Source organism: Aquisalinus flavus (genome assembly GCF_014640095.1).
Classification (GTDB): Bacteria; Pseudomonadota; Alphaproteobacteria; order Caulobacterales; family Parvularculaceae; genus Aquisalinus; species Aquisalinus flavus.
The window spans coordinates 2,835,232-2,848,338 of sequence record NZ_BMGH01000001.1 but is presented as its reverse complement, the minus strand read 5'-3'; the positions used below and the strand labels follow the sequence as shown (position 1 = coordinate 2,848,338).

At 62.5% G+C, this 13,107-nt stretch carries 13 protein-coding genes; 7 read left to right on the top strand and 6 right to left on the bottom strand.

The window, feature by feature from the left end; translation table 11 throughout:
- Window positions 1–51: 51 nt before the first annotated feature.
- From IEV88_RS13135 to miaB, 4 genes are read right to left on the bottom strand one after another with little or no spacing between them, the layout of a single operon-like run.
- Entirely contained in the window at window positions 52–1,026 is a 975-nt protein-coding gene (locus tag IEV88_RS13135; RefSeq protein ID WP_188158007.1) for a hemolysin family protein, read from the bottom strand.
- A gap of 31 nt (window positions 1,027–1,057) precedes the next feature.
- Window positions 1,058–1,555: an rRNA maturation RNase YbeY gene (gene ybeY / locus IEV88_RS13130; protein ID WP_188158008.1), complete on the bottom strand. Its 498-nt coding sequence runs from the start codon at window positions 1,553–1,555 to the stop codon at window positions 1,058–1,060.
- Window positions 1,548–2,693 carry a PhoH family protein gene (locus IEV88_RS13125; protein ID WP_188158009.1) on the bottom strand — a complete coding sequence of 382 codons (1,146 nt, stop codon included), beginning with the start codon at window positions 2,691–2,693 and terminating at the stop codon, window positions 1,548–1,550. Before IEV88_RS13125 ends, ybeY begins: the two co-directional genes overlap by 8 nt.
- On the bottom strand, window positions 2,693–4,105 hold the full coding sequence (miaB, locus tag IEV88_RS13120) for a tRNA (N6-isopentenyl adenosine(37)-C2)-methylthiotransferase MiaB (protein ID WP_188158010.1): 1,413 nt from the start codon (window positions 4,103–4,105) through the stop codon (window positions 2,693–2,695). Before miaB ends, IEV88_RS13125 begins: the two co-directional genes overlap by 1 nt.
- Window positions 4,106–4,291: 186 nt before the next feature.
- Between miaB and IEV88_RS13115 the strand changes: the two genes are divergently transcribed.
- The 4 genes from IEV88_RS13115 to IEV88_RS13100 all read left to right on the top strand — a co-directional run bounded on the left by IEV88_RS13115 (window position 4,292) and on the right by IEV88_RS13100 (window position 7,703).
- Window positions 4,292–5,344 (top strand): glycosyltransferase, encoded by a 1,053-nt coding sequence (locus tag IEV88_RS13115; protein WP_188158011.1) that lies wholly within the window; start codon window positions 4,292–4,294, stop codon window positions 5,342–5,344.
- A gap of 67 nt (window positions 5,345–5,411) precedes the next feature.
- Window positions 5,412–5,615, top strand: a complete 204-nt coding sequence (locus IEV88_RS15395) for a (2Fe-2S)-binding protein (protein ID WP_188158012.1) — start codon at window positions 5,412–5,414, stop codon at window positions 5,613–5,615.
- Between the two features lie 40 nt (window positions 5,616–5,655).
- Window positions 5,656–6,147: a bacterioferritin gene (bfr, locus tag IEV88_RS13105; RefSeq protein WP_188158013.1), complete on the top strand. Its 492-nt coding sequence runs from the start codon at window positions 5,656–5,658 to the stop codon at window positions 6,145–6,147.
- A 287-nt stretch (window positions 6,148–6,434) separates the two neighbouring features.
- Window positions 6,435–7,703, top strand: coding sequence for a mechanosensitive ion channel family protein (locus IEV88_RS13100; RefSeq protein WP_188158014.1), 1,269 nt, complete (start codon window positions 6,435–6,437; stop codon window positions 7,701–7,703).
- On the opposite strand, the gene IEV88_RS13095 is transcribed toward IEV88_RS13100, so the two are convergent.
- Window positions 7,689–8,246 carry a DUF305 domain-containing protein gene (locus IEV88_RS13095; RefSeq protein ID WP_188158015.1) on the bottom strand — a complete coding sequence of 186 codons (558 nt, stop codon included), beginning with the start codon at window positions 8,244–8,246 and terminating at the stop codon, window positions 7,689–7,691. The genes IEV88_RS13100 and IEV88_RS13095 overlap by 15 nt on opposite strands.
- A gap of 64 nt (window positions 8,247–8,310) precedes the next feature.
- Window positions 8,311–9,342 carry a heat-inducible transcriptional repressor HrcA gene (gene hrcA / locus IEV88_RS13090; protein ID WP_188158016.1) on the bottom strand — a complete coding sequence of 344 codons (1,032 nt, stop codon included), beginning with the start codon at window positions 9,340–9,342 and terminating at the stop codon, window positions 8,311–8,313.
- Between the two features lie 101 nt (window positions 9,343–9,443).
- Here hrcA and IEV88_RS13085 point away from each other — a divergent pair, with 101 nt between their 5' ends.
- From IEV88_RS13085 to IEV88_RS13075, 3 genes are all read left to right on the top strand, one after another.
- The gene (locus IEV88_RS13085; RefSeq protein WP_188158017.1) at window positions 9,444–11,240 is read left to right on the top strand and encodes a response regulator; all 1,797 of its coding nucleotides are present in this window, start codon (window positions 9,444–9,446) and stop codon (window positions 11,238–11,240) included.
- A 106-nt stretch (window positions 11,241–11,346) separates the two neighbouring features.
- On the top strand, window positions 11,347–12,057 hold the full coding sequence (rph, locus tag IEV88_RS13080; RefSeq protein WP_188158018.1) for a ribonuclease PH: 711 nt from the start codon (window positions 11,347–11,349) through the stop codon (window positions 12,055–12,057).
- Window positions 12,058–12,135: 78 nt separating this feature from the next.
- A complete protein-coding gene (locus IEV88_RS13075; RefSeq protein ID WP_206711166.1) occupies window positions 12,136–13,071 on the top strand; it encodes a lysophospholipid acyltransferase family protein in 936 nt (311 codons plus the stop codon).
- The last annotated feature ends 36 nt before the right edge of the window (window positions 13,072–13,107 follow it).

Here is a 13,107-nt window from a genome sequence, read left to right as displayed (position 1 = left end):
CCGCCCTGTCAAATAACAAAAAGCGCAACCCGGTGTTCCGGCTTCCGGCGTTCAGTAAACCTCGCCGCCATCGCTCGTGTCGGGGCCTGCGGCTTCGCTAGGCGTCAGCTTGCGCAGGCGGACCTTGCGGATGCGGCGCGGATCGACGTCCAGCACCTCGAACTCGTAGCCGGCCGGATGGCGGATGATCTCGCCGCGCAGGGGCACGCGCCCGACGAGGGAGAAGACGATGCCGCCGACGGTGTCGACATCCTCCTCCTCGATCTCGAGCCTGATGCCGGTCTCCTCCTCAAGCTCATCGAGGGGCAGGCGGGTCGACAATTCCCAAACGCCCTCTGAGACTGGCGTCATGTAAATCTCGTCTTCCTCGTCATGCTCATCGGCGATGTCGCCGACGATTTCCTCGATCAGATCCTCGATGGTAACGAGACCATCCGTGCCGCCGAATTCGTCGATCACGAGCGCCATGTGGATGCGGCTTGCCTGCATGCGCAGCAGCAGATCGGTTACCGGCATCGAGGGCGGCACATAGATCAGCTTGCGGGTCAGCGTATGCAGCACCGCCTCGTTCGCCGCCTGGGCGGCCTTTTCAGGGTCGGCGAGAATGCCGACGAGATCGCGGATATGAACCATGCCGACGGGATCGTCGAGATCGTCGCGATAGACGGGCAGGCGCGAATGGCCCGCCTCGGCAAAAACATTGAGAAGGTCGGAAAGCGACAGGTCGCGATCGACCGCGACGATATCCGCCCGCGGGATCATCACGTCTGCGACTTCCTGGGAGTCGAACGCGATGACCCGTTCGATCATGTCGCGGCGGTCTTGCGAGAGCCCTGCCATGCCATTGCCATTGGCAAGGGCCTGGGCCAGCGCATCCTGTCTTTCGGGTTGTCCGAGCAGCCCTCTCAGGCGCTGGAACAGTGCCGGTCGTTCATCGGGTCTGTCTTCAGTCTTGTCTGCGATATCTGGATCGCGGGACGCGCTGCCCTGTCGGGGCTCAGCGCTGTCGGCCCCATCGGCGGCCATGTGATCGTCTCCTTGGTTCGGCTCTTGTCGTTCAATCGGCATAAGGATCGTCTATCCCCATGTCGGCCAGCAAATCGGTTTCCATCTTTTCCATGACCAGGGCCTCGTCATCGTCCTCGTGATCATAGCCGAAAAGATGCAGCACTCCGTGAAAAATGAGGTGGGCCGCATGATCTTTCAAGGCCACTCGCTTGTCCACCGCCTCACGATAACACGTCTCGTAGGCGAGCGCGATATCGCCGATATGGATCGGGCCATCATGATCCATGACATCCTCGTCGGTGGGGAAGGACAGGACATTGGTCGGCTTGTCCTTGCCGAGGAACTCGCGGTTGAGGCGCTGCACCGCCTCGTCACTGGTGAACAACAGCGCAACGGTGCCCTTGCAGAAGGTCTCGGGGTCGTGGGCCATTACCGCCTTGAAACAGGAGGCAACGACCGGCTCGATATCGCCCCAGGCCTCATGCTCGATGATGACATCGTGGACCAGATGATGGTCCGGCTCGGGCGGCGGTGTCACGTCAGGCATCGTTGTCAGCCTCGCCGGAGGAGCCGGATGAGGGCTCAGGCCCGGGCTTGCTCCCGGAATCCCCGCCCGCTGTGTCCCTGCCTGCCGGATCCTGATTCCTGGCCGCTTGCGGCTTGCCCTTTTCATAGGCGCGGCGCCGGTCGTTGTCGCGCCGGTCATAGGCATTGACGATCCGCGCGACGAGTTCGTGGCGGACCACGTCCTTCGCTGTGAACCGCGCGATCGCGACGCCCTTGACACCCGACAGCAGGTCGACGGCATCGGACAGGCCGGAGCGGTCCGACGGCGGCAGGTCGGTCTGGCTCGGATCGCCGGTGATGACCATGCGAGAGCCTTCGCCGAGGCGGGTCAGGAACATCTTCATCTGGGCGACCGAGGCATTCTGTGCCTCGTCGAGGATCACGGCAGCGCGCGACAGGGTGCGCCCGCGCATGAACCCGAGCGGCGCGATCTCGATGTCGCCGGTCGCCATGCGCCGGTCGACAAAGTCCGTATGCAGTACATCGTAAAGCGCATCATAGAGCGGGCGCAGATAGGGGTCGACCTTCTCCTTCATGTCGCCCGGCAGGAAGCCGATGCGCTCGCCCGCTTCCAGCGCCGGGCGCGACAGGATGATGCGCTCGACATCGCCCTTCAGCAGGAGATGCGCCGCCCAGGCGACGGCGAGATAGGTCTTGCCCGTGCCCGCCGGGCCAACGCCGAAGACCAACTCGTCCTCGCGCAGGGCCTTGAGATAGGCACGCTGGGCCTGTGACCTTGGCGCAATGGTGCGCTTCTGCAAGGACAGGGTGAAATCGGTCGAGACCTTTTCGACCACCGGATCGACCACCGGGTTTGCCAGGCGCAGGGCCGCATCGACATCGCCGGCGGAAATGGCAAAACCTTCCTGCAGCCGGCGATAGAGGCTTTCCAGCGCGGAATTGGCGCGGGCGCGGGCATCCTCGCCGCCGGTCAGCACGAGGCGATTGCCCCGCGCATCGATGCGCAGGCGAAGGGATTTTTCGATCATCAACAGGTGGGAATCATGCGGTCCGCAGAGATCCTTGAACAATTGCACATTGTCGAAGGTCAGCACGTCGCTGCCGCTATCGGCGCTTTCGGCCTTCCTGACCGGGGCCTTACCGGGTTTGCGCGCCATCAGGAGACCATTTCTTCTTCTGCCATTTGCGGCAGAGATCCGGTCAACGAGTTCGCCTTGATGCCGGTGATGTCGAGCTCGACGATATGGCCAAGGAGGTGGTCCGGCGCAGTGACATGGACGGATTGCAGATAGGGCGAGCGGCCGATGAGCTGGCCTGCATTGCGGCCCTTCTTCTCCAGCAAAACGGCCAGCCGGCGGCCGATCTGGGCGCGGTTGAAATCGTTTTTCTGATCTTCAAGGACGCGCTGCAGCCGGGCAAGACGTTCGGTCTTCACGTCTTCGGCGACCTGTTTCGCCATGCCGGCGCCGGGTGTGCCGGGACGGCGCGAATATTTGAACGAGAAGGCCGAGCCGTATCTGACATGCTCGACCAGATCGAGCGTTGCCTGGAATTCCTTCTCGCCCTCGCCGGGGAAACCGACGATGAAATCACCGGAGACCGCGATGTCGGGCCGGACCTTACGTATACGCTCGATCAGGTGGAGGTAATGCTCGCCCGTATGGCCGCGATTCATCGCCTTCAGCACCTTGTCCGAGCCCGACTGTACTGGCAGGTGGAGATAGGGCATCAGCTTTTCTTCCTCGCCGAACGCGGCGATCAGCCCGTCATCCATGTCGCGCGGATGGGACGTGGTAAAGCGGATGCGCTCGATGCCGTCGATCTTCGCCAGATGACGGCACAGCTCGCCAAGGCCCCACGTGTCCTTGCCCATGCCGTCGTCGCCCACGGGCGGCGCGGAATGCCAGGCGTTGACGTTCTGGCCGAGCAGCGTGACCTCGCGCAGGCCCTGTGCCGCCAGCGCCCTGACCTCTGCGGTGATCGCATCGACATTGCGCGACACTTCTGCGCCGCGCGTGTAGGGCACGACACAGAACGTGCAGAATTTGTCGCAGCCTTCCTGGATGGTGACGAAGGCGGAATAGCCTTCTGCCACGCGGCCCGCGGCGAGGGTGTCGAACTTGTCCTCGACGTCGAAACCGGTCTCCAGCACTTCGCCCTTGTCGCGGGCGGCGCGGGCGATCATCTCCGGCAGCTTGTGATAGGCCTGCGGCCCGAAGACGAGGTCGACCTGCGGCGCGCGCGCGGTGATCTCCGCGCCCTCGGCCTGGGCGACGCAGCCGGCGACGGCGATCTTCATCTCGCGGCCCTGGCTCTCGACCGCCTGTTTATGCGCCTTCAGGCGGCCAAGCTCCGAATAGACCTTTTCCGCAGCCTTTTCGCGGATATGACAGGTATTGAGGATGACGAGGTCGGCATCGTCCGGCACATCGACAGCCTTGTAGCCGAGCGGTTTCAGCAGCCCGGCCATACGTTCTGAATCATAGACATTCATCTGGCAGCCCCAGGTCTTGATATAGACCTTGCGGGCGCTGCGCGGCGTCTCGTCGATGGTGTTCGTCTCTGTCATCCAGTCCCGATACTAGCAGTCAAATGAGCGCGGTTCTATGACGGAGACGCACCCCGAATGCAAGGTTTTTCCGGGTGACGATCCTGTCACGCCGCGCCGGAATCTCCACGCCATGCGCCGCGTTAACCGAATTCTCGCGATTTGCGGCGACGGTGTCCAACAACCTGACGAACTCCACGAGTGCCCGTGACGACAGCAACAGCGCCTTATATCTGCGAAATCCGCATCCCGACCTACAAGCGGCCGGACATGCTGGAACGCGCCATCGGCCAGCTCGCCGCCCAGACGGTGCTGAAGAATGGTGCCCGGCTGCACGGCGTGATCTTCGACGATTCCCCGGCGCAGGAAGGCCGCGCCATCGTCCGCAAGCATGAAGACCGCCACCCGGGCCTCACCCTCTCCTATCGCCCGAACCGCGAGAATCTCGGCATTTCCCGCAATCTCGGCCAGTGCTTCCGGACCGCGGCTTACGAACCCTCCGACCATGTCTTCTGCCTCGAGGACGACAATTCCGTCTTTCCCGGCTTCATCGCCGCCAATATCAGGCTGCTGGAAGAGACCGGCACGGCGATCGCGATCCGCAACCAGTATATCGAGACGACCGACAATGAGATCGACCATACCCGCACGACCATGCCGGATGCCTGGGCCACCGATTCCGCAGGGGTGGGTGTCCTCCAGCCGACGGACCTGCTCACCTGCCTGTTCACCAATCTCGGCATTTCCAATGGCGCCCTGTTCTGGCGCAGCGATGCGGCGTCGGAGCTGATGATCGGCGAGGATTGCGCCGACCCGGTGCTGATCGAATACCTCCGCCCCTTCGCCATCCGTGAGCCGGTGGCCTTCGCCAATACGCCGCTGGGCGCCTGGCGGGACAATGAAAAAGAAAGTTTCCGCATCCTCGCAAACCGGATGCAGGACCGGCTGACCAATTATCGCGGGCTGAAGGCGATCAGCGCGCTGCGCCGCGCGGCGCTGGCGGCGATCGCGGACAATGACCGTGCGGCGCTTTATGAGCGCGCCGCCGAATGCCGCTGGGGCACGATCGACCGCGCCTATGCCCATGCGCTTATCCCGGCCCGCCCGCGGGTGACCGGCATGGCCGCCCTTGCCCGCCACTGGGCCAAGGGCCTTGCCTGCCACGCTCTGCCCGCGGCGCAGATCGGCGAGCGCTCGGCCGGCATCGTCCGCGCCCAGCTGGCGTGGCTGGCAAATGGTCTGAAAGCGGGTCAATCCTGATCGGTTTTGCCGATATCCCTTATCTTTTACTATTGACAATCATTCGCATTTGCATCATTTCAGAAGCATGATCGTCTGTGTGTGCCGCCGCCTCAATTCCGCGAAAGTGTCCGCTGCCATCTCCGGCGGGGCAAATACGCCTGCCTGCGTACTTGCCCATCACGGTGAAAGGTTTAATTGTGGACGTTGCCGGGAGACGATCGCCGAGATGATTGGCGAAAACCGTCCCGCGAACGAAAACACACAACCGGTCCTCGCCGCTGCGGAATAAGTCCTCCGGCGGGTCGACCCGTCAGGAAAGAGGCTTTCCCATGAAAGGCGACGCCAAGGTCATCGAGTTTCTCAACAAGGCGCTGAAGAACGAACTGACCGCCATCAACCAGTATTTCCTCCACTCGCGCATGCTCAATGACTGGGGCGTCAGCGAGCTGGGCAAGAAGGAATATGAGGAATCGATCGAGGAAATGAACCACGCCGACTGGCTGATCGAGCGCATTCTGTTCCTCGAGGGGCTGCCCAACCTTCAGGACCTCGGCAAGCTGATGATCGGCGAGGATGTGAAGGAAATCCTCGAATGTGACCTGAAGATGGAGCACAAGGCGATCCCGCTGCTGCGTGACGCCATGGAACACGCCGAAACCGCCCGCGACTATGTCAGCCGCGATTTGTTCGGCAAGATCCTCCACAATGAGGAAGAGCATGTCGACTGGCTGGAAACCCAGCTCGGCCTGATCGACCGCATCGGCATCGAGAATTACATCAAGCTGCAGTCCAAGCCGAACGCGTCGAGCGCGGGGTCTTAGCGCGCGCAATACAACCCTCGTCCTTCGAGGGCTTCTTCGAAGCCACCTCAGGATGAGGGTTCAGTCCCGAGAGAATCCTCATCCTGGGGTGCCGCAAAGCGGCCACGAAGGATCATCATATCCACATCACGATCAATAACTGCTAAGGGATTTCGTCAGACAAGGCCTTATGGCATTTTATGCCTTAAGGCCTAGGCCTTCTCTCCTGAAATACCCGCACGCTCTCAACCTTGTTATTCCTTGCCGCATCACTCTAGGCTGGATGCAGCAATCCAGGGGGCAGGACCATGCTGGACACCATCTCAGATATCTTGCTGCAGATCGGCATGCCGGGTGCGCAGAACATCTATCTCGTCGCCGGCCTCGCGCTTGCAGCCATCGCCATACTGGCCTTTCTCGCCAATTTCGTCACCAGGCTGATCATCTACCGCATCGTCAAGACCGTGATCAAGGGCACCCAGACGACCCGCGACGATATCCTGTTGCGCCACCGTGTGTTCGAGCGGCTGTCGCAACTCGCCCCGGCGCTGATCATCTACTGGCTGGCGCCGCAGGCACTGGCTGGCTTCCCGCAGGCCGCCGCCCTCATCGTCACGGCCAGCTTCATCTACATGGTCGTGACCGGCGTCCTGTTCCTCGACGGGTTGCTGAACGCAGGGCTTGAAATCTACCGCACCTTCCCGATGTCGCGTCAGATGCCGATCCGCTCCTTCGTGCAGGTCGCCAAGCTGCTGATCTATCTCGGCGGCTTCATCTCGGTGCTGTCGCTGCTGCTGGGTGAAAGCCCGCTGACTTTCCTTGCCGGGCTCGGGGCGCTCGCCGCCGTCTTCATGTTCGTGTTCAAGGACCCGATCCTCGGCTTCGTCGCCGGCATCCAGCTGTCATCGAACCAGATGGTCGCCATCGGCGACTGGATCACCATGAGCAAATACGATCTCGACGGCGATGTCGAGGACATTGCGCTGACCACGGTCAAGGTGCGCAATTTCGACAAGACCATCACCACGGTGCCGACCCAGGCGCTGATCAATGAAAGCTTCCGCAACTGGCGCGGCATGCAGGAGACCGGCGGGCGGCGGATCAAGCGCTCGGTCCATGTCGATCTGTCAACGATCCGCTTCCTGAGCGATGACGACATCGCGCGCCTGTCGAAGGTGCAGCAGCTCAAGCCCTATATCGAGCAAAAGACGCGCGAGCTTGCCACCTATAACGACAAGCACGGCATCGACCCGGCGAGCCTGATCAACGGCAGGCGCATGACCAATATCGGCACGTTCCGCGCCTGGCTGGAATTCTACCTGAAGAACCACCCGATGATCTCGAAGGACCTGACCTTCCTCGTGCGCCAGCTGGAGCCGGTCGCCACCGGCCTGCCGATCGAGATCTATGTCTTCACCACGACGACGATATGGGCCGAGTACGAATCAATCCAGGCCGACATCTTCGACCACGTATTGGCCGCCGCCCGCGAGTTCGACCTGAGGATCTATCAGCAGCCGTCGGGGGCTGATTTTCAGATAACGGGAATGGCGGGCGCCGCCTCACCCGACATCTGACCCGGCCGGCTCAGCCGGATCAAGGTCGCCTTCATAACCAGGCATTGGACGCTCTTCCGCCTCGGCCTCACTCGTCGCCAGGCCATTGGCGGCGATGTCGGCGATCAGCCATTCCATTTCCTTGATTTCGCGGCGCTGGGCCTCGATGATCTTGTCGGCCAGCTCACGCACACGCACATCGTCGATATCTGCCCGCTCGCTGGTCATGATGGCGATGGAGTGGTGCGGGATCATCGCGCTCATATAGGACCGGTCCTTGATCGTCACCTGGCTGCGAACCAGATAGAGCGCCGCGATCAGCACCACGATGCTGCCGCCGAAAATGGCCAGGTTGATCTTCTTGTCCGTATACATGCCGAGCATGAAGGACAGCATGACGATTGCCATTGCCGCACCCATGATGAAAATCATGTAGAATCTTGTCTCGCTCCAGCGCACATGCTCGAGCGCATAGGTGTTGAAATACATCAGGACGAACATCACGACCATCGACGTGCCGATCATCGCCGCGAACCGCCAGTAATTCGACTTTCCGTTCTGCATGGTTGGCCTCCTGAAATCTGTTTCACCTCAGGGAACGGCGGAATGGCGGAGACGGTTCCGGCGCCTACCTAATCAGCCGCGTCACTAGCTCCGCCGTGTAGTCCACCATCGGAATGATGCGGGAATAGTTCAGCCTTGTCGGGCCGATGACGCCGAGGACGCCGACGATTTTCTGGTCGCGGTCGCGGTACGGCGCGACGATGACCGAGGAGCCCGACAGCGAGAACAGCCGGTTTTCCGAGCCGATGAAGATGCGCACGCCCTCTCCGTCTTGGGCGGCTTTCACCAGCTCGATCACGTCCTGCTGGCGCTCGAGGTCCTCGAACAGCATCCGCACACGGTCGATATCCTCCAGCGTCTCTGCGGCGAGCAGGTTTGCCTGCCCGCGCACGATCAGGTTGAGCCCGTCGCCGCCGCCCATTTCGGCGACACCCTGGCGCACGAGGTCCGAGGTCAGCTCGTCGAGGGCGGCGCGCTTGGCCTCGACCTCCTCCAGCACCAGGCGGCGCGCCTCCGTGAGCGAACGGCCCTGCAGGCGGCGGTTGAGGTAATTGCCCGCCTGTTCCAGCGCCGAGGGCGGCAGCCCGGCAGGCAGGTTGATGACCCGGTTCTCGACATCGCCATTGTCATGCACGAGCACGACCAGCGCCTTGTCCGGGGCGGTCTTGACGAATTCGATATGTTTCAGCGGGCTGTCGCTCTTGCCGGTCAGCACCAGGCCCGCCGTGCGCGTCAGGCCGGACAGCCGCCCGGCAAGCTGGCCTAGAATGTCGTCGGCGCGGGCACCGGGGCCCGCCTGCTGTTCCAGCGCGCTCCTCTCCTCGTCCGTCAGATCGCCGATCTCCATCAGCCCGTCGACGAACATGCGCAAGCCCTGCTCGGTCGGCAGGCGCCCGGCCGAGATATGCGGCGCATGGAGCAGGCCCAAATCGGTCAGGTCGGCCATGGTATTGCGGATGGTCGCGGCAGAGACCTGCAGCCCGCCCTTTTGCGACAGGGTGCGCGAGCCGACCGGTTCGCCGGATTCAAGGTAGGATTCCACGATCTGGCGGAAGATTTCGCGGGTCCGGCTGTCGAGGGTGGTTAAAACACTCATATGCCTGAAATATTCGCTTTCCTGTCCCGCGCCAAGGCACGCAGGCGATTTTCCTCAACCCCGCAAACCAGTTTTTAAGCTAATCACTCTCTACTACGGCGATGAGAGCCGAAGAAAAGAACATTTTATACCGGGCAAACCTGACCAGCGCGCCGATCTGGCTGGTCGCAATGACGCTGGAATATTTCATTTTCGACCTCGCCGGGCATTCCGCGTGGTGGACCGGCTGGCTTGCCGCCTGTTATGGCGGCGTTGCCATGCGCATGGGCACGTCGCTGATGGGCCTGAAGCGAAAAACAGCCCTTGTCCACCGGCTCATGATCGCCTCGCTTGTGCTATGCGGCAGCCTCTTCGCACTACCGGTGCTGTTCGTTCATCCCCTGTCCGACCCGCACATGATGTTCCTGATCGCGCTCGTCCTGTCGATCGCGACGTCAGGGGCGCACACGCTGGCCCTGTCGCGCATCGGCCTGCTTGTCTGGGTCGTGCCGTCCTTCGGCTCCTTCATTTTCCGCATGGCGACGATGTCGCCGGCGCTGTATCCGGACTACACCAACGACTTGCGCGCCGCGATGATCATCGGCTGCGTGCTCTATGGCTCGTTACTGATCCTGCTCGGCCTCGGCAGCGCCCGGCGCATCCGCCACACGCTCGATCTGCAGGAATCCCTGAAACAGGCCAATCGCGAGAACCGCCGCCGCGCCCGCGAGGCCGAGGCGGCGACCAGCGCCAAATCCGATTTCCTTGCGATGATGAGCCACGAAATCCGCACGCCGCTCAATGGCGTGCTCGGCATGGCCCAGGCCCTGAGCCAGGAGAAGCTGGGCGACCGGCAGCGCGATCAGGTCGAGACGATCATCGATTCCGGCAAGTCGCTGATGGGCATCCTCAATGACGTCCTGGACATTTCCAAGATCGAGGCCGGCAAGATGGAGATCGACCGCGCCCATGGCGATTTGCACCAGACCCTCGGTTCGGTCCACAGCCTGTTCGTTCCCATCGCAGGCGAACGCAAGATTGGCCTGACCCTGACGCTGGAAGATTCGCTGCCCCGGCATGCCAGCTTCGATCCCGTTCGTGTGCGCCAGTGCCTGACAAACCTGATGTCGAACGCCGTCAAGTTCACCCGCGAGGGCGAGGTGGCGATCACCGCCTGGGCGGAACCGGCGGTGCCGGGCCTGCGCCTGGGCGAAGGCGCGGAAGCCATCGTGAAGGTGGAAGTGCGCGACACCGGTATCGGCATGGACGAAGCGACGCTGGATCGCCTGTTCAAGACCTTCAGCCAGGCCGACGGCTCGACCACCCGAAATTTCGGCGGCACCGGTCTCGGCCTTGCCATCTCGCGGCGTCTGGCGCGGATGATGGGCGGTGACATCACCGCAGCGAGCACCCCCGCAGAGGGCTCCGTCTTTACACTGACCTTTACCGCAATCGTCGAGGCGGCGGCGAGCGACCCCGACGAGACACAAGCGGAACCTGACGCCGCCGCCAACAAGTCCCTGCGGGTGCTCGTCGTCGACGATATCGCCGTCAACCGGCAGGTCGTGCGTGTCTTCATCGAGCCAGCAGGCTATAACGTGACCGAGGCCGGCGACGGCGCCGCAGCGTTGGAGTGCCTCGCCAGCGACAGTTTCGATGCCGTGCTGCTCGACATCCACATGCCTGTAATGGACGGCTATGAGACCATTTCCCGCATCCGCGCCAGCGGTGCGCCCTGGGCCGATATCCCCGTCATCGCGCTGACCGCCGATGCCATGGCCGGGGACCGCGAAAAGCTGCTCGCACGGGGCATGGATGCCTATGTCAGCAAGCCGATAGACCGGCGCGACCTGCTTCGCCAGCTAGCGGCGATGCAAATGAAACAACCCGAGCGCAGGCTCACCGGGACCATCGCCTGAGACCCGGCCGGTCTCCGCCGCCCCGGACATTGCCCCCTCGACATTATCGGGCCAGCCGTCTACTCCCTGAGCGCACCAGAAAACAAGCTCAACAGGGAGTAACCCCATGCGTCCATCAGGCCGGTCCTTCAACGAAATGCGCGACGTCACGCTGGAACCCGGCTATGCCAAGCACGCCGAGGGCTCCTGTCTCGTCAAGTTCGGCGACACGCATGTTCTGTGCACGGCGACATGGGATGAAACGACCCCGCCATGGATGCGCGGCGAGGGCAAGGGCTGGGTCACCGCCGAATATGGCATGCTGCCGCGCTCGACCCATTCACGCATGAAGCGGGAGGCCAAGAACATCTCCCAGTCCGGCCGCACCCAGGAAATCCAGCGCCTGATCGGGCGCTCCTTGCGCGCCGTCGTCGACATGAAGAAGCTCGGCGAACGCCAGATCCTCGTCGATTGCGACGTCATCCAGGCCGATGGCGGCACCCGCACCGCCTCGATCACCGGCGCCTATGTGGCGCTGAAACAATGCCTCGACTGGGGGGTTACCCAGGGCATCATCAAGCAAAGCCCGCTGGTCGATTCCGTCGCCGCCATCTCCTGCGGCCTCGTCAATGGCGCGCCCGTCACCGACCTCGACTATGCCGAGGATTCCACCTGCCAGGCGGATGCCAATTTCGTCCTCACCGGCAAGGGCGGCATCGTCGAGATCCAGGGCACGGCGGAAGGCGACCCGTTCTCCGAGGAGCAGTTCACCGCGCTTCTGACCCTGGCCAAGAATGCCTGCATCGAGCTGAAGGCCAAGCAGGACGCGGCGCTGTAGTCCTTCAGCCTCGCCCCCTATCACAGGACCGGCAATCTGCGTTAATGTGGCCAATCAACAAGCCAGCAGGAATAGCCGGTGACGGAAGAACAGGGATCACACGCATCACCCCCAGCAGAAAAGAGCGCGCGCGAGCATCGCCGCGACGCGCGGCTGGAGAAATATCAGCGCCAGCACACCCATATCGTCGACGTCCTGATCCGCGAGCGGGCCGAGAAACTGTCGCGCTCGAAACTGTGGCCGCTCTATCGGCTCGCGCTTAACCAGCTGCTCGACTATCCCCGCGCCGTGCGCATGGTGAACGAGGCGGGCGACTACCGTGCCCGCGACGCCTTCGATTATGTCAGCGAGAAGCTCGCCCTGAAGCTCGACATCACCGGGCTGGAGCATGTGCCGCGCGACGGCACGTGCATGATCGCGCTGAACCACCCGACCGGCATTGCCGACGGCATCGCCGTCTATGATGCGCTCAAGGGCGTGCGGCCGGACGTTGCCTTCTTCGCCAATGCCGACGCGATCCGCCTCAACCAGAACCTGATCGACATGCTGATTCCGGTCGAATGGGTCGAGAAGAAGAAGACCCGCGCCAAGTCACGCGAGACGCTGAAGGCCACGACCGAAGCCTTCCGGCAGGAACGGGCCATCGTCATCTTCCCGTCAGGGCGCCTTGCCTATATGGACGAGAACAAGCGGCTGCAGGAACAGCCCTGGATGAGCAGCGTCTCGACCCTGCCGAAAAAATATCAGTGTCCGGTCATTCCCGCGCATCTGACCTCGCGCAATTCATGGCTCTATTACTGGTTCTGGCGGGTCAATACAGAGCTGCGCGACATGACGCTGTTTCACGAGCTGCTGAACAAGAAGGGGCAGACCTATCGCATGGTCATCGGCAAACCGATCATGCCGGACCAGCTGCCGGAGAATAACGAAGAGGCGGCGGCGTTGTTGCGCGCCTATGTCAGCGGTCCGCTGGTAGAAGGGATGAGCTGGGATACATTCCGTAACCGGCAATAAAAAGGCCGGAAACGATCCCGGCCTTTTCTGTCTTCA